The organism is Kitasatospora sp. NPDC058162, assembly GCF_042884005.1.
Taxonomy (GTDB): domain Bacteria; phylum Actinomycetota; class Actinomycetes; order Streptomycetales; family Streptomycetaceae; genus Kitasatospora.
On the sequence record NZ_JBHVUS010000065.1, the window covers coordinates 1 to 25,108 of the forward strand.

20 protein-coding genes are annotated in these 25,108 nt (G+C 72.7%); 4 read left to right on the forward strand and 16 right to left on the reverse strand.

Annotation, left to right across the window (positions count from 1 at the left end):
• Positions 1-193: 193 nt before the first annotated feature.
• The 16 genes from ACFVXG_RS45065 to rsmH form a co-directional block, all read right to left on the reverse strand.
• The gene (locus ACFVXG_RS45065) at positions 194-1,591 is read right to left on the reverse strand and encodes a DivIVA domain-containing protein (RefSeq protein ID WP_387936334.1); all 1,398 of its coding nucleotides are present in this window, start codon (positions 1,589-1,591) and stop codon (positions 194-196) included.
• 59 nt (positions 1,592-1,650) lie between these two features.
• A complete protein-coding gene (locus ACFVXG_RS45070) occupies positions 1,651-1,932 on the reverse strand; it encodes a YggT family protein (protein WP_030282903.1) in 282 nt (93 codons plus the stop codon).
• A 99-nt stretch (positions 1,933-2,031) separates the two neighbouring features.
• A complete protein-coding gene (locus tag ACFVXG_RS45075; RefSeq protein WP_350504501.1) occupies positions 2,032-2,640 on the reverse strand; it encodes a cell division protein SepF in 609 nt (202 codons plus the stop codon).
• Between the two features lie 302 nt (positions 2,641-2,942).
• Positions 2,943-3,731, reverse strand: a complete 789-nt coding sequence (locus ACFVXG_RS45080) for a YggS family pyridoxal phosphate-dependent enzyme (protein ID WP_387936335.1) — start codon at positions 3,729-3,731, stop codon at positions 2,943-2,945.
• Entirely contained in the window at positions 3,731-4,462 is a 732-nt protein-coding gene (gene pgeF, locus ACFVXG_RS45085; protein WP_387936336.1) for a peptidoglycan editing factor PgeF, read from the reverse strand. The genes ACFVXG_RS45080 and pgeF overlap by 1 nt, the downstream gene beginning before the upstream one ends.
• Positions 4,459-5,688 carry a cell division protein FtsZ gene (ftsZ, locus tag ACFVXG_RS45090; RefSeq protein WP_387936337.1) on the reverse strand — a complete coding sequence of 410 codons (1,230 nt, stop codon included), beginning with the start codon at positions 5,686-5,688 and terminating at the stop codon, positions 4,459-4,461. The genes pgeF and ftsZ overlap by 4 nt, the downstream gene beginning before the upstream one ends.
• Before the next feature lie 362 nt (positions 5,689-6,050).
• Positions 6,051-6,860, reverse strand: coding sequence for a cell division protein FtsQ/DivIB (locus ACFVXG_RS45095; RefSeq protein ID WP_387936338.1), 810 nt, complete (start codon positions 6,858-6,860; stop codon positions 6,051-6,053).
• The gene (gene murG, locus ACFVXG_RS45100; protein ID WP_387936339.1) at positions 6,853-7,959 is read right to left on the reverse strand and encodes an undecaprenyldiphospho-muramoylpentapeptide beta-N-acetylglucosaminyltransferase; all 1,107 of its coding nucleotides are present in this window, start codon (positions 7,957-7,959) and stop codon (positions 6,853-6,855) included. The genes ACFVXG_RS45095 and murG overlap by 8 nt, the downstream gene beginning before the upstream one ends.
• Before the next feature lie 6 nt (positions 7,960-7,965).
• Positions 7,966-9,336 (reverse strand): putative lipid II flippase FtsW, encoded by a 1,371-nt coding sequence (gene ftsW, locus ACFVXG_RS45105; protein ID WP_387936340.1) that lies wholly within the window; start codon positions 9,334-9,336, stop codon positions 7,966-7,968.
• Positions 9,337-9,376: 40 nt separating this feature from the next.
• On the reverse strand, positions 9,377-10,819 hold the full coding sequence (gene murD, locus ACFVXG_RS45110; RefSeq protein ID WP_387936341.1) for a UDP-N-acetylmuramoyl-L-alanine--D-glutamate ligase: 1,443 nt from the start codon (positions 10,817-10,819) through the stop codon (positions 9,377-9,379).
• On the reverse strand, positions 10,816-11,877 hold the full coding sequence (mraY, locus tag ACFVXG_RS45115) for a phospho-N-acetylmuramoyl-pentapeptide-transferase (RefSeq protein WP_350504707.1): 1,062 nt from the start codon (positions 11,875-11,877) through the stop codon (positions 10,816-10,818). Before mraY ends, murD begins: the two co-directional genes overlap by 4 nt.
• Complete coding sequence (gene murF / locus ACFVXG_RS45120) at positions 11,877-13,280, reverse strand: UDP-N-acetylmuramoyl-tripeptide--D-alanyl-D-alanine ligase (RefSeq protein WP_387936342.1); 1,404 nt, start codon at positions 13,278-13,280, stop codon at positions 11,877-11,879. The genes mraY and murF overlap by 1 nt, the downstream gene beginning before the upstream one ends.
• Positions 13,277-14,929: a UDP-N-acetylmuramoyl-L-alanyl-D-glutamate--2,6-diaminopimelate ligase gene (locus tag ACFVXG_RS45125; protein WP_387936343.1), complete on the reverse strand. Its 1,653-nt coding sequence runs from the start codon at positions 14,927-14,929 to the stop codon at positions 13,277-13,279. Before ACFVXG_RS45125 ends, murF begins: the two co-directional genes overlap by 4 nt.
• Before the next feature lie 6 nt (positions 14,930-14,935).
• Positions 14,936-17,188, reverse strand: coding sequence for a penicillin-binding transpeptidase domain-containing protein (locus ACFVXG_RS45130; RefSeq protein ID WP_387936344.1), 2,253 nt, complete (start codon positions 17,186-17,188; stop codon positions 14,936-14,938).
• Positions 17,185-17,733 (reverse strand): cell division protein FtsL, encoded by a 549-nt coding sequence (locus ACFVXG_RS45135; RefSeq protein WP_387936345.1) that lies wholly within the window; start codon positions 17,731-17,733, stop codon positions 17,185-17,187. The genes ACFVXG_RS45130 and ACFVXG_RS45135 overlap by 4 nt, the downstream gene beginning before the upstream one ends.
• A 132-nt stretch (positions 17,734-17,865) precedes the next feature.
• Positions 17,866-18,840, reverse strand: a complete 975-nt coding sequence (gene rsmH, locus ACFVXG_RS45140; RefSeq protein WP_387936346.1) for a 16S rRNA (cytosine(1402)-N(4))-methyltransferase RsmH — start codon at positions 18,838-18,840, stop codon at positions 17,866-17,868.
• A 562-nt stretch (positions 18,841-19,402) separates the two neighbouring features.
• On the opposite strand from rsmH, the gene ACFVXG_RS45145 reads away from it, so the two are divergent.
• From ACFVXG_RS45145 to ACFVXG_RS45160, 4 genes are all read left to right on the forward strand, one after another.
• Positions 19,403-19,945 (forward strand): beta-class carbonic anhydrase, encoded by a 543-nt coding sequence (locus ACFVXG_RS45145; RefSeq protein ID WP_387936347.1) that lies wholly within the window; start codon positions 19,403-19,405, stop codon positions 19,943-19,945.
• 244 nt (positions 19,946-20,189) lie between these two features.
• The gene (locus ACFVXG_RS45150) at positions 20,190-21,236 is read left to right on the forward strand and encodes an AAA family ATPase (protein ID WP_387936348.1); all 1,047 of its coding nucleotides are present in this window, start codon (positions 20,190-20,192) and stop codon (positions 21,234-21,236) included.
• Between the two features lies 1 nt (position 21,237).
• On the forward strand, positions 21,238-22,560 hold the full coding sequence (locus ACFVXG_RS45155; RefSeq protein ID WP_387936349.1) for a DUF58 domain-containing protein: 1,323 nt from the start codon (positions 21,238-21,240) through the stop codon (positions 22,558-22,560).
• Positions 22,557-24,998, forward strand: a complete 2,442-nt coding sequence (locus ACFVXG_RS45160; protein ID WP_387936350.1) for a transglutaminaseTgpA domain-containing protein — start codon at positions 22,557-22,559, stop codon at positions 24,996-24,998. The genes ACFVXG_RS45155 and ACFVXG_RS45160 overlap by 4 nt, the downstream gene beginning before the upstream one ends.
• Positions 24,999-25,108 lie beyond the last annotated feature (110 nt).

Here is a 25,108-nt window from a genome sequence, read left to right on the forward strand (position 1 = left end):
ATCATCCAGCCCCCGGAGCGCCCACCCCCGGAACCGCCCCCGGACCCACCCACCCTCCCGAAAGCCCCCCACCCCACCCAAGCCCCGCGCAGCGGCCGTTCACCGAACCCCCCAGCCCCCCAACACAAAAAGGCGCCCCCTCCCCAACCCGAAGGTCAGAAAGGGGACGCCCCCAAGAACCCCAGCTACAACCTCAGTTGTCGCCGTCCTCGTCAATCAGAAAGCCCCGCATCGGCGCCGGAGCCTGCTGCATCGGCTGCGGCGGCTGCGGCCGGACGGCCGCCATCGGCTGGGTCATCCCGGCCGGCTGCATCTGCGGCGCCCCGGTGTTCCCACCCTGCTGCCCACCGAAGCTCGGCGCCGGCGGATTCCCACCGAAGGAGCTCTGCCCCCCGAAGGACGGCGAGTTCCCCCCGAACGACGGCTGGTTCCCACCGAACGACGGCGCAGAGCCCATCGACCCGGCCCCGGCCGGAGCCATCGACGAAGCCGCCGGCGGCAGCGACGCGGTGGCGGGGATCCGCGGCGGCGCGAGCGAGTCGTCGGCCTGCGACTCCAGCTGACGCAGCTGGGTCTCCAGGTACGACTTCAGCCGCGTGCGGTACTCCCGCTCGAACGCCCGCAGGTCCTCGACCTTGCGCTCCAGCGTGGCCCGCGCGGACTCCAGCGACCCCATCGCGACGCGGTGCTTCTCCTGCGCGTCCCGCTCCAGGGCGTCGGCCTTGGCCCGGGCGTCGCGCTCCAGACCCTCGGCCCGGCTGCGCGCCTCGCCGACGATCTTGTTGGCCTCGGAACGGGCCTCGGAGATCGCCTGGTCGGCGGTCTGCTGGGCGAGCGCCAGCACGCGGGCCGCGCTGTCGCCGCCGGGGCCCTGCTGCTGCTGCATCGGGCCGCCGAGCGGGCCGCCCATCTGCTGCGGGCCGCCCATGGGGCCACCCATCGGCTGCATCTGCTGCTGGCCCATGCCCTGGCCCATCGGGTTGCCCATCTGCTGCGGGCCACCGGGACCGCCCATGGGCTGGAGCATCTGACCGCCCATCGGCTGCACCAGCTGCTGCTGGCCGCCCATGGTCTGGCCCATCTGCTGCTGGCCCATCTGCTGCTGCGGACCGCCGGGCCCCATCGGGCCACCGGTGCCGGCCGGGAGCTGCGGCGCACCGGACGGCAGGCCGAGGGGCTGGTTGCCCATCTGCTGCTGCGGACCACCCTGGCCCATCTGCTGCGGGCCGCCGGGACCCATCTGCTGCGGACCGCCCGGACCCATCTGCTGCGGGCCGCCGGGGCCCATCTGCTGGGGTCCGCCCGGGCCCTGCTGGCCGGGGACCGGCGGGCCGGATATGGCGGCCGGGACGGGAGCGGCCGGACGCTGGGCGTCCTGCGGCGGCTCCTTCCGCATGTTGGCCTGGTTCTGCGCGGCGGCGCGAGTCGCGGCGGCCAGCTTGGCCCGCAGGTCCTCGTTCTCCCGGAGGAGGCGGGTCAGCTCCGCCTCGACCTCGTCGAGGAAGGCATCGACCTCGTCCTCGTCATAGCCTTCACGCAGGCGGACGGTCGTGAACTGCTTGTTCCGAACGTCCTCGGGGGTCAATGGCATCTCTTCACCTCAACGTGATCGTCGGCACACCGGCATCCTGTCGCATCGCTCACCTACGACTAGGGGTGCACAAGCGAGATCAGGACATACACAATGATCATCAGTACGAAGAAGGACAGGTCGAGCGCCACGCCCCCGAAACGCAACGGCGGGATGAACCGCCGAAGAAGCTTGAGCGGCGGATCCGTGACAGTGTACGTGGCCTCCAGGACCAGGACCATGGCCTTGCCGGGCCGCCACGAACGCGCGAACTGGAAGACCCAGTCCATGACCAGTCGTACGAGCAGGAACACCAGGAAGACGGTCAGGGCGTAGTAGAGCACCGCCCACACGATGTCCATCGCGTTTCCCTCTCCCCGGTCCCGGGCCCTCAGGGCCTGCCGCTCGTCACCTGTCGCCAACCACTGTTGATCAGATCCACACGTAAAGTCGTGGCCGGGTCAGCTCTGGTTGAAGAACCCACCCTCGGCGATCCGAGCCTTGTCCTCCGCCGTGACATCGACGTTAGCAGGCGACAGCAGGAACACCTTCTGTGTCACGCGCTCGATACTGCCGTGCAGACCGAAGACGAGTCCAGCGGCGAAGTCTACGAGCCGCTTGGCGTCCGTGTCGTCCATCTCGGTCAGATTCATGATCACAGGGGTCCCGCCGCGGAACTGTTCCCCGATGGTACGGGCCTCGTTGTAGGTCCGGGGGTGCAGCGTGGTGATGCGGTAGGGCTCTCGTTCGTTCACTACCTTGGGCATGATCACCGGGGCGCTCTTCTCCAGGTTGTGGCGGCGGTCGGGTGTGATGGACGACACGGGGGCCATCCTCGGGGTCTCCTGTCGGATCGGCACCGCGGCCGGCACCGGCTGCGGGGTGATCGAGGAGACCGGAGCGGGAGCGGGGGCGGCTGCCGGCCGGGGGATGTCCTCGGTCCGCTGCCCGGTTCGGATCGGCTCGGGGTCCGCGTCGTAGTCGTCGTCGGGGTCGTACCCCTGGCCGTCGTACGTCTCGTCCTCCACGAGGCCGAGGTAGACCGCCATCTTGCGCATTGCGCCGGCCATGCTCCTGTCTCCTCCGCTTCATGGCCACCTCGCTGACGCTCGGTGGCTGATTCGCGAAACGCGCGCCTTCCGATGGTCGCTCGCTCCGCTCGCTCCGTGCGGACCGGCTCCGTCCCAGCGGGCGGGCCACGGCCCTGCCTCAGGATTCCGCGGTCCGCCCACGACGGCCCGTCAAGGCGACGCGCCGTCAGAGTTCGTGGGAGTGGGGCCGCGGAGCTGCGATCCACGGTTGGCTAGCACTTCCGAAAGCTGCTAGCTTCTGTCCTATTTTGTCCTGCAGTCTGATCTACTACCCGGTGACGTTACCCGAGGGGTGACCTCACTCCGAGTACCGCCGTTCCGACGCGTACATGTGTCGCTCCGGCGGCAATCGCCTGCTCAAGGTCACCGCTCATGCCTGCGGAGACCATGGTGGCAGCCGGATGGGCCGCCCGTACGGCGGTTGCGATTTCCGCCAGCCGCTCGAAGGCGCGAGCCGGGTCCCCGGCCAGCGGACCGGCCAGCGGAGCGACGGTCATCACACCGTCCAGGCGCAGCCCGGGCGTGTCGGCGATCGCGTCGGTGAGTTCGGCGACGTCCTCGGGGGCGACCCCGGCCCGGTGCGCGCCCTCTCCGTGCGCCTTGTCCAGCGCCACCTGCACCAGGCAACCCAGTTCCGGGCGCTCGGACTTGAGCACGGCCGCCGAGAGCGACTCGACGAGCCGCAGCCGGTCCACCGAGTGCACGTGGTTCGCGTACCGGACCACCGAGCGGACCTTGTTGGTCTGCAGCTGTCCGACGAAGTGCCAGTCAAGAGGAAGGTTTCTGCACTGTTCCGCCTTGGGTGCGGCGTCCTGGTCGCGGTTCTCCGCGACATCCGTCACACCCAGTCCGGCGAGCAGGGCGGTGTCCTCGGCCGGGTAGGTCTTGGTGACGACGATCAGGGTGACGTCCTCGCGCGGGCGCCCCGCGGCCGCACAGGCGTCCACGATCCGACGCTCCACCACGTCCAGGTTGGTCCCGAGCTCCTCGTACCGGGCCCGCTGGCCCTCGGTCAGAGCCGCCGAGAAGTCAGGTCCGCCGGGGAACGGTCCGTAGATGTCGTTCGTCATCAGTGATCAGAGCCCAACCAGACGTAGCTCGCGAGCCGGCCCGTACGCTGCTCGCGACGATAGGAGAAGTGATCGGCGGATTCGAGGGTGCAGACCGGTGAGCGCACCAGTTCGGTGACCCCCGCCGCGGCCAGTTGGGCCGCGACCCCCGCCGGCACGTCCAGCGCCGGGGTCCCCCACGAGGTCTCGGCGAAGGCCGCCGGGACGACCTCGGCGACCTCGGCGCGCAGTTCGGCCGGCACCTCGTAGCACCGCCCGCAGACGGCGGGGCCGGTGGCGGCGGTGATCCGCGCCGGTTCGGCCCCCAGTGCGACCATCGCCTCGACGACCGCGGGCACCACTCCGGCCGCCAGTCCGGGCCGGCCCGCGTGGGCCGCGCCCACCACCCCCGCGACCGGGTCGGCCAGCAGCACCGGGGTGCAGTCCGCGGTCAGCACCGCGAGGGCGAGCGGGCGGTCGGTGACCACCGCGTCCACCGTCGGGGCCTCCCCGAGCGGCTGGCGCCGCGTCACCACGGCGACCTCGGCGCCGTGCACCTGGTTCATCCAGACCACGTCGGCCGGGTCCAGCCCCAGTTCCCGGGCCGCGACGGCCCGGTTCTCCCGGACCGCCTCCGGGTCGTCGCCCACCGCGCCGCCGAGGTTGAGCTCCCCGTACGGCGAAGTGCTCACCCCGCCCCACCGATCGGTGAAGGCGAAGTGAGCACCCGCGCGAACGGCGTGATCGATCACTTAAGGAAATCCGGCACGTCGAGTTCCTCGGCCGGGCTCTCCACGAACGGCTGCCGAGCGGGCTGCACCTGCGGCGGCACCGGGGCGGCGGCGGTCGTGGTGGCCGAGGTCTCGGCCGAACGCGACGGGGCGGCCGGGGCCTCCCCCTCCGAACGGGACGTCACCGAGCCGATGCTCCCGTAGGACGGCCGGCCGGCCGGGCGCTCCGGGGCGGCCGGCGGGGTCGCCGCGGCGGGGGTGGTCGACTTCACCACCGGGTCGCGGACGATCGCCGGCGGCTGACCGCCGTCGAAGCCGGCCGCGATGACGGTGACCCGCACCTCGTCGCCGAGCGCGTCGTCGATGACCGCACCGAAGATGATGTTGGCCTCGGGGTGCGCGGCCTCGCTGACCAGCTGGGCCGACTCGTTGATCTCGAACAGGCCGAGGTCGGAGCCGCCCGAGATGGACAGCAGCACGCCGCGGGCGCCGTCGATCGAGGCCTCCAGCAGCGGCGAGGAGATCGCCATCACGGCGGCGGCCTTGGCGCGGTCCTCACCGCGGGCCGAGCCGATGCCCATGAGCGCCGAACCGGCCTCCGACATGACGGACTTGACGTCGGCGAAGTCGAGGTTGATCAGACCCGGGGTGGTGATCAGGTCGGTGATGCCCTGGACACCGGAGAGCAGGACCTGGTCGGCCGAGCGGAACGCGTCCAGCACGCTGACCTGGCGGTCCGAGATGGACAGCAGCCGGTCGTTGGGGATCACGATGAGGGTGTCGACCTCTTCGCGCAGCGAGGCGATGCCGTCCTCGGCCTGGTTGGCCCGGCGGCGGCCCTCGAAGGTGAAGGGGCGGGTGACCACGCCGATGGTCAGGGCACCCAGCGAGCGGGCGATGTTGGCGACGACGGGCGCGCCGCCCGTGCCCGTGCCACCGCCCTCGCCGGCGGTCACGAAGACCATGTCGGCCCCCTTGAGGACCTCCTCGATCTCCTCACGGTGGTCCTCGGCCGCCTTGCGGCCGACCTCGGGGTTGGCGCCGGCGCCGAGGCCCCGGGTGAGTTCACGGCCCACATCGAGCTTGACGTCGGCGTCGCTCATGAGGAGGGCCTGCGCATCGGTGTTGATCGCGATGAACTCGACGCCCTTGAGACCGACCTCGATCATCCGGTTGATGGCGTTGACACCACCGCCGCCGATTCCGACGACCTTGATGACTGCGAGGTAGTTCTGCGGTGCTGCCACGTCGAAGGCCTCTCGCCTCGAATTTCCGGGTCGGTGCGGCCCGACGGGGGCCGTACCGACGGATGTCGATGGGTAGGGAGCCTGGTTTCTGACTGAATGTCCGAAATGCCGACCACCGACCCCAACCCTAAACTTGACCTTTAGGGTTAGTCCTGTGCCTCCGTCACATCACCAATGGACACAGTCTGGTGACACAGGACACTAGGTGGCTCCGGGCACGCGTTTCAACGAACACGCCGAGCTTCCCTTTTTCTTTTGAGCCTATGTGATCATCGGCCGGCAATGGAAACCGGGGTGACCACCAAGGGTCGGGCCGACACTTCGAGGCGTCAACCCCTCCCTCGGGCACAGAATCTAGCGGATCAGCCGGACACCGCCGGCGCCTCCGGCGCCGTCACGTCGAAGCTGGTGCCCTTCTGCTTCATCAGTGCGAGCAGTACCCGGGCCTTCCGGTCGGTCTGCTCGGGACTCCCCCAACGCACCGTCGCACCCCCGCTGAGCTGCAGTTCGATGTCGTCGTAGGAGTGCACCAGGACCGATCCGGCCCGCTTGGCGATCTCCGGCGGGAGCCCGGCGGCAACCGCCACCGCGCCCTGCACCAACTGGCCCCGGGAGATCACCCCGTCCACGTCCTTCGCGGACTGACTGAGCCGCAGTTCCACCACCGGCACGCCCTGCGGCGGGGCCGCCTCGGTGGCGAAGCTCACGCCGCCGGCGTCCACCTGGGTGAACTGGCCGTCATCCCCCTTGACGGCGGCGGCGGCCGTGCGCTGCACCACCTTGACCTGGAGGGTGTGCGGCCAGCCCCGCCACACCTCGGCCTTCGCCACCCGGGGGATCGCCTCCACCCGCTGCCGGACGCCGTCCAGGTCGACCCGGGCCAGCGGGCCGTCGGCGAGCCCGCCGACCGCCGTGCGGACCTGGTCCGACGTCAGCTTGTCGTCCGTCGCGCCCTGGACGGCGACGTCGCGCACGTCCAGCACCGAGGAGAAGAACACCACCCAGGCGAGCGCGCCCAGCACCGCGGCGCAGAGCACGCCCAGCACCGCGATGCCCCGCCGGGAGAGCCGGAGACGCGGAGCGGACTCCTCCTCGTCCCCGAACTCGTCCTCGTCCTTGGGGTACCCCCGGCCGGAGGCCGGGGGTGGGCCGGCGAGCCGGCCGTCAGCCACGGCGGCGACCACCCCGGTGGGCCTGGATCGCCTCGTACACCATGCCGACCAGCAGGTCGTCCGCGTCCCGGCGGCCGAACTCGGCGGCGGCCCGGCTCATGTCCCACAGCCGCTGCGGGTCGGTGAGCACCGGCAGCACGTTCTGCAGCACCCAGTCCGAGGTCAGCTCGGCGTCGTCCACCAGCAGGCCGCCGCCGGCCTTGACCATCGGCTGGGCGTTCAGCCGCTGCTCGCCGTTGCCGATCGGCAGCGGCACGAAGGCGGCGGGCAGGCCGACCGCGGCCAGCTCGGCGACGGTCATGGCGCCGGCCCGGCAGAGCATCAGGTCGGCGGCCGCGTAGGCGAGGTCCATCCGGTCGATGTACGGCACCGGGCGGTACGGCGGCATCCCGGGGACGTCGGCGACCTGCGGCAGCTCGTTCTTCGGGCCGACCGCGTGCAGGATCTGCACGCCGTACTGCTGCAGCCGCGGGGCGATCGCGGTGACCGTCTCGTTGAGCCGGCGCGCGCCCTGGGAACCGCCGGAGACCAGCAGGGTGGGCAGCCGCTGGTCGAGGCCGAAGTACTGGCGGGCCTCCGGCCGGGTGGCGTTGCGGTCCAGGGTGGCGATGGTCCGGCGCAGCGGGATGCCGATGTACCGGGAGTCGCGCAGCTTGCTGTCCGGGGTGGAGACCGCGACGAAGTCGGAGTAGCGGGCGCCGATCTTGTTGGCCAGGCCGGGGCGGGCGTTGGCCTCGTGCACCACGATCGGCACGCCGGCCCGCTTGGCGGCCAGGTAGGCGGGCATCGCGACGTAGCCGCCGAAGCCCACCACGCAGTCGGCGTTGACCCGCTCGATGATCTCCTGGGCGGCCCGTACGGTGCCGCGCAGCCGGCCGGGGACGGTGATCAGCTCGGGGGTGGGCTTGCGGGGCAGCGGCACGGCCGGGATGAGCTCCAGCTGGTAGCCGCGCTCGGGTACCAGCCGGGTCTCCAGCCCCTTCTCGGTGCCCAGGGCGGTGATCCCGATGGACGGGTCGTGCCTGCGGAGTGCGTCCGCGAGGGCCATGGCCGGCTCGATGTGACCGGCGGTCCCCCCGCCGGCGAGTACGACATGCACCGAAATTCACCGCTCCCTGCGTGCCGACCCGGGGGCCGGGCGCGCTGTGGTTCGTCGTCGTGGCAGCACCCGGGCCAGTCGCTTCCTGACCCGGGAGTTCTTGCTCCGGGCGGCCAGGGCCGCCTTCGCACCCGAGGAGCTGCGTGCCAGGCACAGCAGCACCCCGATCGCGGACATGGCCGACAGCATGGCGGAACCGCCGTAGGAGAACAGCGGGAGCGGGACGCCCGCGATGGGCAGCAGTCCCAGCGCCGACCCCAGGTTGATCATGGCCTGCGCCATGATCCAGGTGGTGGCGGCTCCCGCGGCGTACCTGACGAAGGGGTCCTTCGTACCGATGGCCACACGGATACCCGCGTAGCCTAGTGCCGCGAAGAGACCGATCACCGACAGCGTCCCCACCAGACCGAGTTCCTCGCCGGTCGCGGCGAAGATGAAGTCGGTGTGCGCCTCGGGCAGCTGGCCCCACTTCTCCACGCCGGCGCCGAGACCGGTGCCGAAGCCGCCGCCGAGGGCGAACGAGTAGACGCCGTGCAGGGCCTGGAAGCAGGCGCCGTCCGGGTCGAGCTTGGTGACGCCGATGCAGCCCAGGCGCTCGGCCCGGTGCGGGACGGTGACCACCAGGGCGGTGCAGACCACGACCGCCACCCCGACGGTGGCCACGAACAGCCGCAGCGGCGCGCCGACCATCCAGAGCAGCGCGAACACCATGGCCACCAGGATCATCGAGGTGCCCATGTCACCGCCGATCATGATCAGCGCGAGCAGCAGCAGGGCTCCGGGCACCAGCGGGACCAGCAGGTGCTTCCAGGTGGTGAGGGTGCCGGCCTTCTGCTTGCGGGCGAGCAGGTCGGCGCCCCAGAGGACCAGCGCGAGCTTGGCGAACTCGGAGGGCTGGAACTGGAAGAACCCGAAGTCCAGCCAGTTCTGGTTGCCGTTGATCCGCACCCCGATGCCGGGCACGGCGACCAGCGCGAGCGCGCCGATCACCCCGAACATCACCGGGTAGACGATCACCCGCAGCACCGCCACCGGGACGGACGCGAAGCCGACCAGCAGGACCAGGCCGAGGATGGCCGCGATCAGCTGCTTGAGGAAGTAGTACTGCGCGGTGTGGTGCTGGTTCAGCGCCAGGATCTGGGAGGCCGAGAAGACCATCATCAAACCGAGCACGAGCAGCAGCAGGGTCGTGCCCACGACCAGCAGGTACGGCGTGAGCGGCCGGTCCAGCCAGTAGCGGACGCGGGCCCGGAAGGCCTGCAACCGCCCCAGTGGACCAGCCGACTTGTACTTGGTCGTGGTGGCGGAGATCACTCGCCACGGCTCGGCGGTGTCCTGCTTCGTCCCGCCGGAATCCGCCCTGCCCTGCCCCGCCACCGCTCCCCATTTCTGCGGCTCGTTCGCCTCTAGTTGCGGCTCACGAGCCGGAAGTGTTCGCCAGCTCCCGGACGGCCGCCGCGAACAGGTCGCCGCGCTCGCCGTAGTTGGTGAACATGTCCATCGAGGCGCAGGCCGGGGCCAGCAGCACCGTGTCACCCGATCGGGCGAGCGATGCGGCCGTTCGAACGACCTCGGTCATCGCCACCGCGCCAGTCTGGCCCTCGGCGGCCTCGATCACCGGCACATCCGGAGCGTGTCGCTCCAGCGCCGCGCGGATCAGCGCCCGGTCCTGCCCGATCAGCACGACGGCGCGCAGCCGCTCGGCCGCGCCCTGGACCAGGTCGTCGAAGGTCGCGCCCTTGGCCAGTCCCCCGGCGATCCAGACGATCGGCCGGTAGGCGGCCAGCGAGGCCGCCGCGGCGTGGGTGTTGGTGGCCTTGGAGTCGTCGATGTACGTGACCTCGCGGACCGTGCCGACCTCGGCGATCCGGTGGGCGTCCGGGCGGAAGGCCCGCAGGCCCTCCCGGACGGCCTTCGGGTCGACCCCGTACGCCCGGGCCAGCGCCGCCGCGGCGAGCGCGTTGGCGATGTTGTGCGGGGCCGGCGGGTTGACGTCCTCGACGGAGCCCAGCTCGGCCGCGCTCTTGGCCCGGTCCTCGACGAAGGCGCGGTCCACCAGCAGGCCGTCCACCACGCCGAAGTTCGACGGGCTCGGCGCGCCGAGGCCGAAGCCGATCGCCCGGCAGCCCTCCTCGACGTCGGCCTCCATGACCAGCGCCTCGGTGGCCGGGTCGGCCAGGTTGTAGACGCAGGCCACCACGTTGCCCTCGTAGATCCGGCCCTTGTCGGCGGCGTACGCCTCCATCGAGCCGTGCCAGTCGAGGTGGTCCGGGGCCAGGTTGAGCACGGCCGCCGAGTACGGGCGCAGCGAGGGCGCCCAGTGCAGCTGGTAGCTGGAGAGCTCGACGGCGAGCACGTCGTACGGCTCCTCGGCGAGCACCGCGTCCAGCACCGAGACCCCGACGTTGCCGACGGCGGCGGTGCGATTGCCGGCCGCGCTGAGGATCGAGGCGAGCATCTGGACGGTGGTGGTCTTGCCGTTGGTGCCGGTGACGGCCAGCCAGGGAGCGGGCTCGCCGGTGGCCGGCAGCGGCTTGCGCAGCCGCCAGGCCAGCTCGACGTCGCCCCAGACCGGCACGCCGGCCGCCGCGGCGGCGGCGAACAGCGGGCTGTCGGGGGCCCAGCCGGGCGAGGTGACGATCAGTCCGGTGCCCTCGGGCAGGCTCGCGCCGTCGCCCAGGCGCACCGTGACGCCCAGTGCCTCCAGCTCGGCGGCGCGGGCCCGCAGGCCCTCGCCGCTGCCGCCGTCGACCACGGTGACGCTCGCGCCGAGCCCGTTCAGGACGCGCGCGGCGCTGATGCCCGAGACGCCGAGACCGGCGACCACCACGGGCAGGTTCGAAAATTCAGGGTTCGTCATCCGGTCCGGTATCCCGCGTAGAAGAGGCCGAGGCCGACGGCCACGCACAGGCCCTGGATGATCCAGAAGCGGACCACGACCAGGACTTCGCTCCAGCCCTTGAGTTCGAAGTGGTGCTGCAGTGGTGCCATCTTGAAGACGCGCTTGCCGGTCATCCGGAAGGAGCCGACCTGGATGATCACCGACAGGGTGATGATCATGAAGAGGCCGCCGAGCAGGATCAGCAGCAGCTCGGTGCGCGAGCAGATCGCCAGACCGGCCAGGGCGCCGCCGAGGGCGAGCGAGCCGGTGTCACCCATGAAGATCTTGGCGGGCGAGGTGTTCCACCACAGGAAGCCGAAGCAGGAGCCCATCAGGGCGGAGGCCACCACCGCGAGGTCCAGGGGGTCCCGGACGTCGTAGCAGGCGCCGGTGGCGGAGATGAAGTAGGCGCAGCTCTGGGTGTACTCCCAGACGCCGATGAAGGTGTAGGCGCCGAAGGCCATCACCGAGGCGCCGGTGGCCAGGCCGTCCAGACCGTCCGTCAGGTTCACGCCGTTGGAGGTCGCCGCGATCATGAAGTACGCGAAGATGACGAACAGCACCGGGCCGATCGACCACTTGAAGTCGCGCACGAAGGACAGCGACTGGGAGGCCGGGCTGAGCCCGCGGTCGTCGTGGAACTGCAGCGCCAGGACGGCGAAGACCAGGCCGACGATCGACTGGCCGGCCAGCTTCGCCTTCGCCCGCAGGCCGAGCGAACGGCGCTTGACGACCTTGATGTAGTCGTCCAGGAAGCCGACCAGGCCGAGGCCCGCGGTCAGGAAGAGCACCAGCAGCCCGGAGGCGGTCGGGCTGTCGCCCGTTATCGCCTTCGTGGCGAAGTACGCGATCAGGGTCGCCAGGATGAAGGCGATGCCGCCCATGGTGGGCGTGCCCTTCTTGCTGTGGTGCGCCTTGGGGCCGTCGTCACGGATGTACTGGCCGTAGCCCCCTCGCGCGAGCAGCTTGATCAGGGCGGGCGTGCCGACCAGCGAGAGGATCAGGCCGATCATCCCGGAGAAGAGGATCTGCTTCATCATCGGGCAGCACCGTCCGTCAGGAGGGCCTCGGCCACCTTCTCCAACCCCACCGAACGGGACGCCTTCACCAGGACCACATCCCCCGGCCGCAGCTGACTGCGCAGCAGCTCGACCGCCGCGTCCGCGTCGGACACCAGCACCGACTCCTCACCCCACGAACCTTCGTTCCTCGCACCGAGTTCCATGCAGGCCGCCTCGCGTCCGCCGACCGCCACCAACTTGGTGACGTCCAGCCGGACGGCGAGCCGCCCGATGGCGTCGTGCTCGGCCAGGCTCTCCTCGCCGAGCTCCCGCATCTCGCCGAGCACCGCCCAGGTGCGGCGGCGCTCCGGACCGCGGCCGCCCATCGAGACCAGCGCCCGCAGCGCGGCCCGCATCGAGTCGGGGTTCGCGTTGTAGGCGTCGTTGACGACGGTGACACCATCGGCCCGGTCGACGACCTCCATGCGCCAGCGGGACAGCGCACCCGCCTCGCCCAGGGCTGCCGCGGTGTCGTCGACGGTCATCCCGAGCTCCGTCGCCACCGCGGCGGCGGCGAGGGCGTTCGAGACGTGGTGCTCACCGTACAGGCGCAGTTGCACGGGTGCGGAACCGGCCGGGGTGGTGAGCGTGAACGACGGCCGTCCGGTGGCGTCCAGGCGAACATCGGTGGCCCGGACGTGGGCGTCCGGGGACTCCCCGAACAGGACCACCTTCGCCCGGGTGCGGGAGGCCATGGCGCGCACCAGTCGGTCGTCCGCGTTCAGGATCGCGGCGCCGTCGGCGGGCAGCGCCTCGACCAGCTCGCCCTTGGCCTGGGCGATCGCCTCCTGGGAGCCGAACTCGCCGACGTGGGCGGTGCCGACGTTGAGCACCAGGCCGATCCGCGGCGGGGTGATCGAGGTGAGGTACTCGATGTCGCCCTTGTGCCGGGCACCCATCTCCATGACCAGGTGCCGGGTGCCCTCCTCGACCCGCAGCGCGGTCATCGGGTGGCCGATCTCGTTGTTCAGCGAGCCGGGCGGGAAGACGGTCTCGCCGTGGCGCTGGAGCAGCTGGGCGATCAGGTCCTTGGTGCTGGTCTTGCCGGCCGAGCCGGTCAGCGCGACCACCGTGGTGCCCTCGGCACGGGCGACCACGGTGCGGGCCAGCCTGCCGAGGGCCTCCACCACACTGTCGACCAGGACGGCGGGCACGCCGACCGGGCGGGAGGCCAGCACCGCGACGGCGCCGGCCTCGACCGCGACGGCCGCGTAGTCGTGGCCGTCCACGTGCTCGCCGACGAAGGCCGCGAACAGGCCGCCGGGGCTCACCTTCCGCGAGTCGACCTCGACCGGGCCGGTGACCAGGGTGTCCGGGGCGGCGCCGTCCAGGGTGCCGCCGACGGCGGCGGCCACCTCGGCGAGGGTCAGTGCGATCACTGCTGCTCTACTCCTCGGTCGCCCCGGTCGGCCGTGGTCCGCGCGATGGATTCGCGCAGCACCTCCCGGTCGTCGAAGGGGCGGATCTCGTCTCGAACGTACTGGCCGAGCTCGTGGCCCTTGCCGGCCACCAGCACGGTGTCCCCCGCCCGGGCACGGGCGACCGCGAGCTGGATCGCCTCCGCCCGGTCGGGGACGACCAGGACGGCTCCGCGCTCGGCCTCGGGCACCGCGGAGGCGCCGGTCAGCATGCTGGCGAGGATCGCCAGCGGGTCCTCGCTGCGCGGGTTGTCGCTGGTCAGCAGGGCGGTGTCGGCGAGCCGGGCGGCGATGGCGCCCATCGGGCCGCGCTTGTGCGGATCGCGGTCGCCGCCGCAGCCGACGACGACGTGCAGCCGGCCCTTGGTGACCTCGCGCAGCGAGGCGAGGACGGCCTGCAGGGCGTCCGGCTTGTGGGCGTAGTCCACCACGGCGACGAAGGGCTGTCCGGCGTCCACCCGCTCCAGCCGGCCCGGCACGCCGGGGACGGCGGCGACCCCGGCCACCGCCCGCTCCAGCGGCAGCCCGGCGGCGACCAGCACGGTGATCGCGGCCAGCGCGTTGGCGACGTTGAACGGGCCGGGCAGCGGGACGGAGGCGTCCGCCCCGGCGCCGTCCGGGCCGACCACCCGGAAGGTGGAGCCGATCGGGCCGAGCTGGACGTCCACGGCCCGCCAGTCCGCCCCGGCGTCGCCGGTCGCGGAGAAGGTGGTCACCGGGATCTTGGCCTCGGCGGCGAGCCGGCGGCCGTACTCGTCGTCCAGGTTGACCACGCCGTGGCGGGACTTGCCGGGCTGGAAGAGCCGGGCCTTCGCCTGGAAGTAGTCCTCCATGTCCGGGTGGAAGTCGAGGTGCTCGGGGGTGAGGTTGTTGAACAGCGCGACGTCGTACGCCACCCCGTCGGTGCGGCCGAAGACCAGGGCGTGGCTGGAGACCTCCATGGTCACCGCGTCCGCGCCGCGCTCGGCCATCACGCCGAGGATCGCGTGCAGGTCGGTGGCCTCGGGGGTGGTGCGCTCGCTCTTGATCCGCTCCTCGCCGACCCGCATCTCGACGGTGCCGATCACGCCCGGGACCCGGCCGGCGCCGCGCAGACCGCCCTCGACCAGGTACGAGGTGGTGGTCTTGCCATTGGTGCCGGTCAGCCCGAGCATCAGCAGCCGCTCCGACGGGTGGCCGTAGACGATCGCGGCCAGCTCGCCCATCCGGGCCCGCGGCCGGTCCACGACCAGCAGCGGCAGGCCGGCGGGGGCGGCCAGCTCGGCGCCCGCCGGGTCGGTCAGCACGGCCACCGCGCCGGCGGCCGCGGCCTGGCCGGCGAAGGCCGCGCCGTGGTGGTTGGCGCCCGGGAAGGCCACGTACACGTCGCCCGGGCGCACCGCGCGGGAGTCGTGGGTGACGCCGGTGACGGTGCCGCCCTGGACGGGCGGCAGGCCCAGCCGGACGGCCAGCTCGGCGAGCGGCAGAGCGGCGGTCCCGGTCGGGCGGGGCGGACTCACGGTGGTTTGATCGGGTTTCGGCACGGCGGGAAGGCTATCCGCCGAAGGGTGCCCAGGGCCAAACCGGCCCTTCGCCGCGCCGCCGTCCGCACCGGCCCGCTGGTTGCTCATCCTCGTTCACGGCTTCCACTCGACGGGCAGGTTCGGCGCCTGGCTTCCGCTCGGCGGGACCTGCATGGTCTTCAGGGTGAACTCCATCACCTGCTTGAACACCGGGCCGCACAGCTGCCCGCCGAAGTGCCCGTTGACCGGGCCCTGGAGGGTGCAGGAGACGGTGTAGCGGGGGGCGTCGGCGGGGGCGAACCCGATGAAGGAGGCGGTGTAGCCGTCGTAGCCCTTGCCGTCGGCGGCCCCCCGGTTGGCGGTACCGGTCTTGCCGGCGACCCGGTAGCCGGGGATCGCGGCCTTGCCGCCGGTCCCCTGCTCGTCGTCGACGACCGACTCCAGCATCGAGGTGAGGGTCTTGGCGGTCTGCTCGCTGACCACCCGGGTCTGCTCGCCGGGCGGGGTCGGGGTGTACTTGCCGTCCGGCCCGGTGATCCCCTGGACGATGCTGGGCGCGACCCGCACCCCGCCGTTGGCGATGGTCGAGTACACCGAGGTGGCCTGGAGCGCGTTCATCTGCATCGGGCCCTGCCCGAAGGAGATGTTGTACTTCTCCGAGGCGACCAGGTCCTCCGGCTTCTTGAGCATCCCGGAGGCCTCCCCGGGGAACTTCAGCCCGGTCGGCTGGGCCACGCCGAACTTGCGCAGGTAGCCGTCCAGGATCTGGTTGGCCTTCAGCTGGTCGCCGTCGCCGAGGGTCTCGACCGCCTCGATGGTCCCGATGTTGGAGGACTTGGCGAGCACCCCGGCCAGCGTCAGGTACCAGGTGTTGTGCCAGACGTCGTCCTTGAACTCCTGCCCGGCCCGGACCAGCGGGTACGGCACCGTCACCTTGGTGTCCCAGTTGGCCTTGCCGGAGTCCAGCACGGCGGCCAGGCTCATCAGCTTGGCGGTGCTGCCCGGCTCGTACGCGTCCACCAGGGCCGGGTTGCCCATCTGGGACTGCTTGGCGAGGCTCAGGTCGTTGGGGTTGAAGCCGGGCGCGCTGGCCATCGCGATGACCTGCCCGGTCTTCACGTCCTGGACCACCACGTAGCCCTTCTCCGCGCCGGAGTTGGCCACCTGGTCGGTGATCGCCCGCTGGGCGGCCCACTGGATGTCCCGGTTGATGGTCAGCTTGATGTCGTTGCCGGGCACGGCCGGGTCCATCGAGCCGCCGGCGGTGGGCACCAGCCGACCGCCCGCCTGGGCGTAGCTGCTGTGGCCGTCCTTCCCGGCCAGCTGCTTCTGGTACTGCAGCTCCAGCCCGCCGGCGCCCTCGCCCTCGCCGTTGACGAAGCCGACCAGGTTGGCGGCCAGCCCCTCGGCCGGGTAGATCCGCTTCTGGGTGTCCCGGTTGAACACCCCGGCCAGCGGGTTGGCGCACTCGTTGTCCACCCGGGTGCGCCCGCCCTGGTCGGCGGGCTTGCCGAGCAGCTTCTTCTGGGCCTGGCAGGCCCGCGAGCCGGCCTTCTTCTCCAGGCCCGCCTTGAGGTCGCTGATCTGGCTCTTGGCGGCCGGGGTCTGCTGCGCGGCGAGCCGCTTGTAGCGGGTCTTGGGGGTGTGCAGGTCGGCGGCGATCTTCTCCTTGGACACGCCGATGATCGGCGACAGCAGCGCGGCCGCCTGCTCCGGCGCGTCCGGGATGCCGGTCGCCTCCGGGGTGAACATCGCCGGGTCGGCGGTGATGTCGTACGCGTCCACGGTGGCCGCGAGCGCGACGCCGTCGGAGGACGTTATCGAGCCGCGCTCGGCGGTGATCGGGATGTTCTGGTAGCGGTTGTTGTTGGCGTCGGCGGCCAGCGCGTCCGCGTCCACCAGCTGGAGCTGCACCAGGCGCCCGGCGAAGACCGAGAACACCAGCGACAGCGCCACGGTGATCACCCGCAGCCGGCGCTTCGGCTCGGCCAGCCTCAGCGCCTTGGGGCGCTGCGGCAGCCGGGACTTCGGACGCGGCCGCACCGCCGCCTGGCTGCGGGCCGGCGGACGGCCCTCCGGGCGGCGCTGCTGCGGCGCCCGCGGGGTACGGCCGACGGAGGCGCTCCTGGCGGGCTGCGCCTTGGCCGACTGCGCGCGCGCGGGCTGCGCTTTCGCGGGCTGGGCCTTCGGCGGCTGCGCCTTCGCGGGCGGGACCTTGCCGGACTGGCCGCGGGCGCTCTGCCCCTTGGCCGGCTGCCCCTTCGCGGGCTGGGCGCGTCCGGCGGCGGGCCGGGCCGCCCCGGCGCGCGGCGGCTGCCGACGGCCTGAGCCGGATCCGGATCCGGACGGCTGACGAGGTGTCGTCATCGGGTACCACCCCCGTGCTGGGCCGGCGCGGACGTCACCGGGTTGAGCTGGATCACCGAGTCACCGGCCGAGGCCGCCGGAGTCGGCGGAGGCGGCGGCGCCTGGCCGGTCGGCTGCGCCGGAGCCTGGGGGCTCGGCGAGGCGCTGGGCTGGGCTGAGGGCTGCGCCGGGGCCGGGCTCTGCGCGCCCGGCGAGGCCTTCGTCGGCCACGGCTCGACCGTCGACTTCTTCACCGGCGGGCTGTCCTGCGCCGGACCGGGCGTGCCGATCACCTTGCCCCCGTTCGGCACGTCCAGGAAGGCCATCCCGCCGGCCGGGACCATGCCCAGCTCGGCGGCCCGCTTGGCCAGCGCGTCCGGGGCCGAGCTCTGGTCGATCTCGTGCTGGAGGCTCTGCTGCTCGTCGGTGGACTTGGTGGTCTGCTTCTGCAACCGGGACAGCTCGAAGGAGCCCTCGTTGAGCGCCGTGTTCAGCGCCAGCAGCCCGAGCAGCCCCGCCGCCAGCAGCACCACCACGAGCACCGCGAACGGGGTGCGCCCCCGCACGGGGCGCCGCCCCGGCCGGACCGTGATCCGCGCCCTGCCCTGTCCGGGGAGTCCTCCCCGCCCCGCCCGGACCTCACCGGCCACCGGCCCCACCGCTCTCCTCCGCCCTTCGGACCCCGCCGGAGCCGTTCCTCAGCCCCGCTTGCTTCGGTCCCTGATCCTCTCCGCCACCCGCAGCCGCACGGGCGCGGCGCGCCGGTTCTCCTCGATCTCCGCCTCGGTGGCCTGCTCGGCACCGCGGGTGATCAGTTTGAGCCAGGGCTGGTGCTCCTCCGGGATGAACGGGAGGCCTGGCGGGGCGGTGTTGGTCGCTCCGGCGGCGAAGTACTGCTTCACCAGCCGGTCCTCCAGCGACTGGTACGACATCACCACCATCCGGCCGCCGATCGCGAGGACCTCCAGCGCCCCCGGGATCGCCCGGTCCAGGACCTCCAGCTCGCCGTTGACCTCGATCCGCAGCGCCTGGAAGGTCCGCTTGGCCGGGTTCCCGCCGGTCCGGCGGGTCGCCGCCGGAATCGCGTTGCGCACCAACTCGACCAGACGCGCGCTGTTGGTGAACGGTTCCTTCTCCCGCTCCCGCAGGATGACCGAGGCGATCTTCCCGGCGAACCGCTCCTCGCCGTACACCTTCAGGATCCGGGCCAGGTCGCCGTGGCTGTAGGTGTTCAGCACCTCCGCCGCGCTGATCCCCCGGGTCTGGTCCATCCGCATGTCCAGCGGCGCGTCCTGGGCGTAGGCGAAACCGCGGTCGGCCTCGTCCAGCTGCATCGAGGAGACGCCGAGGTCGAACAGGACGCCGTCCACCTCGTCGATGCCCAGGCGCTCCAGCACCTCGGGGATCTCGTCGTACACCGCGTGCACCAGGGTGGCCCGGTCGCCGAAGGGGGCCAGCCGCTCGCCGGAGAGCTTGAGCGCCTGCGGGTCGCGGTCCACCGCGATCAGCCGGACCTCCGGGAACTGGGTCAGCAGCGCCTCGCTGTGCCCGCCGAGGCCGAGGGTCGCGTCGACCACCACGGCACCGGGGCGCGAGATCGCCGGCGCCAGCGCGTCCATGCACCGCTGCAGCATCACCGGAACGTGCTTGGGACCCGGTTCGTTGGTGGTCATGCGCGGTGGCGCCCTTCCTCGGTGCGGAGCAGCCCGACGACCGGGAGCTCCGACCATTCTCGCCCACCACCTGCCGGCACGACGACGCGGCCCGTGGTCCCCGCCCGCTCGAGGGGAAGGTCGTGGCCGCCCGGCGCCGGGGAAGGTGCGCCAGGTGAACACGGAGCGGGTGGAGGCCACGAGCCGCATCGGCCGGGCCGCACACCGTTCGGACCGGCCCGGTTGACGGGCTCCGAGGGGTGTGCTCCAACGCGCCGCAACTCTATCGCGGCGGTCCCGCCAGTCAATGGTCCGCTCCGGCGCACCACCCGGGCGGCGGTACGGATCACCGCAGGTCGCGGCCGTCGGGGCGGCCCGGCGAGGCCCCCGACCGGGGGCCCTCGGCGACCCGCGCGCGCCCCGTCGAGCGACCGGGTACGAACCCACCCCGGGGCCGACTCCGGGACCAGCCCGGACCAGCCCGGACAAACCCTCCCGTTGTGGCTATGCGCTCGATCACAGCGGTGCGTTCTGTAGCTCTCCACCCCACCGCGGGGCCCCTGACCGCACTAACGTCGCCCCCATGACAGTGACCCCCGACCGGCCCACGCCGAACGCCGCTGCCGACCCCGCCGGGCCCGCCATCATCGACCGCTTCGTGACGGCCAACCGCGAGTACGCGGTGACCTTCCGGGACGGCGGCATGGACGCCCGTCCCGTCCAGAAGATCGCCGTGGTGGCCTGCATGGACGCCCGGCTCGACCTGTTCGCGGCCCTCGGCCTCGAACTGGGCGACGCCCACGTCATCCGCAACGCCGGCGGCGTCGTCACCGACGACACCATCCGGTCCCTGACGATCAGCCAGCGCGCCCTGGGCACCCGCTCGATCGCGCTGATCCACCACACCGGCTGCGGCCTGCTCGGCCTCACCGAGGACTTCCGCCGCGAACTGGAGCTGGAGGTCGGCCAGCGCCCCCAGTGGGCGGTGGAGGCCTTCGTCGACCTGGACGGCGACGTCCGCCAGTCCATGCAGCGGGTGCGCACCTCCCCCTTCCTGCCGCACACCGACGACGTCCGCGGCTTCGTCTTCGACGTCCACACCGGACTGCTGCGCGAGATCAGCTGACCCGACCCGGCCCCCCTCTCATCCGGCTCTCATTCGGCGACGGCCGAATGGTGACTTCTGGCCGCCGAACGGGGGAGAATGCGCCTGCCGGTCGGACCCCGAACCACCTGGGGCGGCCGGGCCGCAGGCCGCCCACCCGGCGCCGGATCCTCGTTCGGAACCGCCCCCGGGACGGCCGCGTCAAGCATGGGGTGGGGTCCGGCCTCGGGAGAGGCGGGCACGGTGTGCCAGGGAGCGTAAACGGGTGACGAGCTACAACGACCAGGCCGGTCTCGGCAGTCCTGCGGGGGGCGAGCAGAGGGCGAACGGGTACCGTCCGGTCGGGCTCCCCGAGCTCGCGGCGGTCGTGGACCGGGTCCGCGCCAACATCGAGAGCGTGATCGAGGGCAAGCCGGAGGCCGTCCGGATCGCCCTGACCGTCCTGCTCGCCGAGGGCCACCTGCTGCTGGAGGACGTGCCCGGCGTCGGCAAGACCATGCTGGCCAAGGCGCTCGCCAAGTCGGTGGACTGCACCGTGCGCCGGATCCAGTTCACCCCCGACCTGCTGCCCTCGGACGTCACCGGCACCAACATCTACGACCAGCAGCGGCACGACTTCGAGTTCCGCCCGGGCGCGATCTTCGCCCAGATCGTGGTCGGCGACGAGATCAACCGCGCCTCGCCCAAGACCCAGTCCGCGCTGCTGGAGTCCATGGAGGAGCGCCAGGTCACCATCGACGGCACCAGCTACGAGCTGCCCTCGCCGTTCATGGTCGTGGCCACCCAGAACCCGGTCGAGATGGAGGGCACCTACCCCCTCCCGGAGGCCCAGCGGGACCGCTTCATGGCCCGGGTCTCGATCGGCTACCCCAGCCCCGAGGCCGAGTTCGCGATGCTCGACGTGCACGCCGGCGCCAACCCGCTGGCCGACCTCCAGCCGGTCGCGCACGCCGCCGACATCCTCAAGCTGGTCGAGCTGGTCCGCACCGTGCACATCGCCGACCCGGTCCGCCGCTACGCCGTCGACCTGGTCGGCGCCACCCGCACCAGCCCCGAGCTGCGGCTGGGTGCCTCGCCGCGCGCCACCCTGCACCTGGTCCGGGCCGCCCGCGCCGCCGCCGCACTGGACGGGCGCGACTACGTCACCCCGGACGACATCCAGCGGCTTGCCGTGCCGGTCCTGGCGCACCGTCTGATGCCGACCGCCGAGACCCAGCTCGGCCGCCGCACCTCCGAGCAGATCGTGACCGACCTGGTCGCCCGGCTGCCGCTGCCCCGTCCGCAGGGCGGACCGGCCGTCCGGAGGGGCTGAGGTGGCCTCATCCGACGGAACGGGTGGGCTGCGGGCCGGACTGCGCGGCCTCACCACCCGGGGCCGCTCCTTCCTCGCGGCCGGGCTGACCGCGGTGGTCTGCGCCTACGTGCTCGACCAGAACGCGCTGCTGCGGGTCGGCGTCCTGCTCACCGCGCTGCCGCTGGCCGCCGCCGCGGTCGTCGCCAACACCCGGTACCGGGTCGCCAGCGGACGCCGGCTCAGCCCGCACCGGGCGGTCGCCGGCCAGGAGGCCCGGGTCCACCTGCGGGTCGACAACGTCTCCCGGGTGCCCACCGGACTGCTGCTCCTGGAGGACAAGGTCCCGTACGTGCTCGGGCCGCGGCCGCGGTTCGTGCTGGACCGGGTCGAGCCGCGCGGCTTCCGCGAGGTCTCCTACCGGGTCCGCTCCGACCTGCGCGGCCTCTACCTGCTCGGGCCGCTGCAGCTGCGGCTGTCCGACCCGTTCGGGATGTGCGAGGTCAACCGCTCCTTCGCGGCCTCCGACGTGCTCACCGTCGTCCCGCAGGTCCAGGCGCTGCCGCAGGTCCGGCTCAGCGGCGAGTGGATCGGCCAGGGCGAGAGCCACACCCGCACCCTGGCGCTGGCCGGGGACGACGACGTGATCCTGCGCGAGTACCGGCCCGGCGACGACCTGCGCCGGGTGCACTGGCGCTCCACCGCCAAGTACGGCGAGCTGATGGTGCGCCGAGAGGAGCAGCCGCAGAAGGCCCGTGCCACCGTCCTGCTGGACACCCGCGAGGTGGGCCACCGGGGCAGCGGCCCCGCCTCCTCCTTCGAATGGGCGGTCAGCTGCGCCGCCTCGGTGGCCGTGCACCTGCTGGAGCGCGGCTACCAGACCCGGCTGCTCACCGACACCGGGCACTGGGTGCCCGGGCCCGGCAGCGGCGGCCACAACAGCGCCGCCGACACCTCCGGGCTGATCCTGGACGCCCTCGCGGTCGCCGACCTGTCGGACGGGGCTGGCCTGTCCCGTGCCGAGGAGCCGCTGCGGGCCGGCGGCGAGGGACTGGTGGTGGCCGTCCTGGGCGACCTGGACCAGGCCCAGGCCGCCCGGCTGGCCCGGTTGCGCGGCCGTACCGGCGGGGCGATCGCGTTCCTGCTCGACACCGGCACCTGGGCCGGAGTGCGGATGCTCGCGCCCGACACCGGCGGCGAGGAGTTCCGCGAGCGGGTCCGGGAGCTGCGCGCGGCCGGCTGGACGGTGCTGCCGGTCCGGGCCGGTGACTCCGTCCCGGACCTGTGGCGGGCGGCCGACGGCGCCAAGACCACCGCCCCCTACCGAGAAGAGGCCGGCGCGTGACCACCCGGGCCAAACTGACCGTGTACTCGGCGCTGGCCACCGCCCTCGCCTCGCTGTGCATGCTGCCGCTGCTGACCACCCGTAGCTGGCTCACCCACGCCTTCCTGGTGATCGCCGTGATCTCGGCGGTCGGCGCGGGCCTGCGCCGCTCCCCGCTGTACCGCTGGTCGGTGCCGGTGGCCCAGGTGCTGGTGCTGCTCCTGCTGATGCTGCTCGGCTTCGCCGGCTCCGCGCTGACCGGCGGCGTGCTGCCCGGGGCGCCCGCGATGCGGCTGCTGAGCCAGGTCTTCTCCGCCGGGATCGACGACATCACCCAGTACGCCCTCCCGGCGCCGCCGACCACGGGCCTGCGGCTGATCCTGGTCTCCTCGGTCGGCCTGATCGCCGTACTGGTGGACACCATCGCGGTGACCTACCGGCGCTCGGCGCTGGCCGGGCTGCCGCTGCTGGCGCTGTTCTCGATCGGCAACGGCGTGGCCGGGGACCACGGCAGCTGGGTCTGGTTCGGCTTCGCCTCGGCCGGCTACCTGGTGCTGCTGTTCGCCGAGGGCGAGGACCGGGTCTCCCGCTGGGGCCGGGTCTTCCGCGGCGGCGCGCGCGGCACGGTCACCTCCAGCCGGATCAGCCAGGGCGGCCAGCAGGTCGGCGTCCTCGCGCTGGCCATGGCCCTGCTGCTGCCGGTCTTCCTGCCGCGCTGGGACCTCGGGCTGCTGGACTCCGACTCCGGCGGATCGTCCGGGCACGGCACCGGCGGGAGCGTGACGAACAGCCTCGACCCGCTGGTCAGCCTGGAGGCGGCGCTCAGCAAGCCGACCGACACCGAGCTGCTCACCTACACCCTGGACAGCGACCTCGCCGACCAGATCTACCTGCGCACCGGCTCGCTGGACCAGTTCGACGGCACCACCTGGAAGCTCGGCAGCACGGTGGTCAGCGACCTCCCGACCACCATGCCCACCCCCGAGGGCCTGCGGGCCACCAACGTCGCCCGGATCGAGGGCGACTTCAAGATCAGCGACGCGCTGGGGGGGAACAGCTGGCTGCCGATGCCGTACCCGGCCGCCTCCGTCCAGGTCCCCAACCGCAACGAGTGGAAGCTCGACCCGATCACCCGCACCGTCCTGCCGACCAACGACAAGGCGATCAGCGGCCTGCGCTACCACGTCAGCTCGCTGGACCTGCGGCCCACCGCGGACGAGCTGCGCACCGCGCCGCTCGCCCCGCTGGACATCCGGGACCGCTACACCGCCCTCCCGTCCGACCTGCCGGCCGTGGTCACCGACCAGGCCAGGGCGGTCACCGCCGACGCCCACTCCGACTACGACCGGGCCACGGCGCTGGTGAACTGGTTCACCGGCCCGGGTTTCAAGTACGACACCTCGGTCGAGGGCGGCACCGGCAGCAACGCGATCGCGGTCTTCCTGCAGAACCGCCGGGGCTTCTGCGTGCACTTCGCCTCCACCATGGCGGCGATGGCCCGGGTGCTGAAGATCCCGGCCCGGGTCGCGGTCGGCTTCACCCCCGGCGACAGCAAGGGCGGCAACGTCTACGAGGTCACCGGCCGGATGTACCACGCCTGGCCCGAGCTGTACTTCTCCGGCTACGGCTGGATGCGCTTCGAGCCGACCCCGAGCCGGGGCGTCCCGGCCCGCTACTCCGAGGCGTCCAACACCCCGACCACGGCGCCCTCCCAGCTGCCGACCGCCGCGGCGACCAGCTCGGCCGCCGTCCCGGCGCCGTCCCAGAGCTCCGACTGCACCGCCAAGCAGCGCCAGCTGGGCGACTGCGGGTCCAAGAGCAAGGCGGTCAGCCGCACCGCCGACGAGTCCTGGCTGCTGTCCGGCCAGGTGCTCGGCACCCTGGCCGTGGTGCTGGTGCTGATCGCCCTGCTGCTCGCACCGATGTTCTGGCGCACCGCCGTACGGCGTCGCCGACTGGGCGGCGGCGGGCGGCGCCGACCCGGCGGGGACGGTCCGGCCGAGCTCACCGACGCCCAGGTGCTGGCCGCCTGGGACGAGCTGGTCGACTCCGCCTGGGACCTCGGAATTCCCCCGGACGAGTCACGCACCCCGCGCTCGGCCGCCCGGCGGATCACCGAGACGGCGGACCTGGACGCGGACGCGGCGGCCGCCGCCGGGCGGCTGGCACTGGCCACCGAGCGGGTGCTCTACGCCCCGGCCGGGCAGGTCACCACGGCCCCGCTGGTCGCCGACGTCCGCACCGCCCGGCGGGCCCTGTGGGCCGGAGCCGGCCGGGCCGGGCGGCTGCGGGCGCTGCTGCTGCCGCCGTCCTCGGCCCAGCTGTGGTGGCGGATCTCCGACGCGGTGCGGGCGGCCCGGGCGGCCGTCGCCACCCGGACGGGCCGGGCCGCCGAGGCGGTCAGCGGCCCGGTGCGGCGGGTGACCACCCGGCGCAAGCGGTCCACCCCGGACGTCTGACGGAACACGAGAGCCGGGGCGGGGGCGCGGGGGGCGGCCCCCCCCCGCGCCGGGTAGTGCGCCACCGGCCCCCCCGCCACAAACCCCCCCGCAGCGCGGACCCGCCGCGC

Coding starts and splice junctions, on each gene's coding strand:
- ACFVXG_RS45130 (WP_387936344.1), bottom strand. CDS start 17,188: ATGACGACACCTCGTCAGCCGTCCGGATCCGGATCCGGCTCAGGCCGT.
- ACFVXG_RS45080 (WP_387936335.1), bottom strand. CDS start 3,731: ATGACGAACGACATCTACGGACCGTTCCCCGGCGGACCTGACTTCTCG.
- mraY (WP_350504707.1), bottom strand. CDS start 11,877: ATGAAGCAGATCCTCTTCTCCGGGATGATCGGCCTGATCCTCTCGCTG.
- ACFVXG_RS45070 (WP_030282903.1), bottom strand. CDS start 1,932: ATGGACATCGTGTGGGCGGTGCTCTACTACGCCCTGACCGTCTTCCTG.
- ACFVXG_RS45065 (WP_387936334.1), bottom strand. CDS start 1,591: ATGCCATTGACCCCCGAGGACGTTCGGAACAAGCAGTTCACGACCGTC.
- rsmH (WP_387936346.1), bottom strand. CDS start 18,840: ATGACCACCAACGAACCGGGTCCCAAGCACGTTCCGGTGATGCTGCAG.
- murD (WP_387936341.1), bottom strand. CDS start 10,819: ATGACGAACCCTGAATTTTCGAACCTGCCCGTGGTGGTCGCCGGTCTC.
- ACFVXG_RS45125 (WP_387936343.1), bottom strand. CDS start 14,929: ATGAGCAACCAGCGGGCCGGTGCGGACGGCGGCGCGGCGAAGGGCCGG.
- ACFVXG_RS45145 (WP_387936347.1), top strand. CDS start 19,403: ATGACAGTGACCCCCGACCGGCCCACGCCGAACGCCGCTGCCGACCCC.
- ACFVXG_RS45075 (WP_350504501.1), bottom strand. CDS start 2,640: ATGGCCGGCGCAATGCGCAAGATGGCGGTCTACCTCGGCCTCGTGGAG.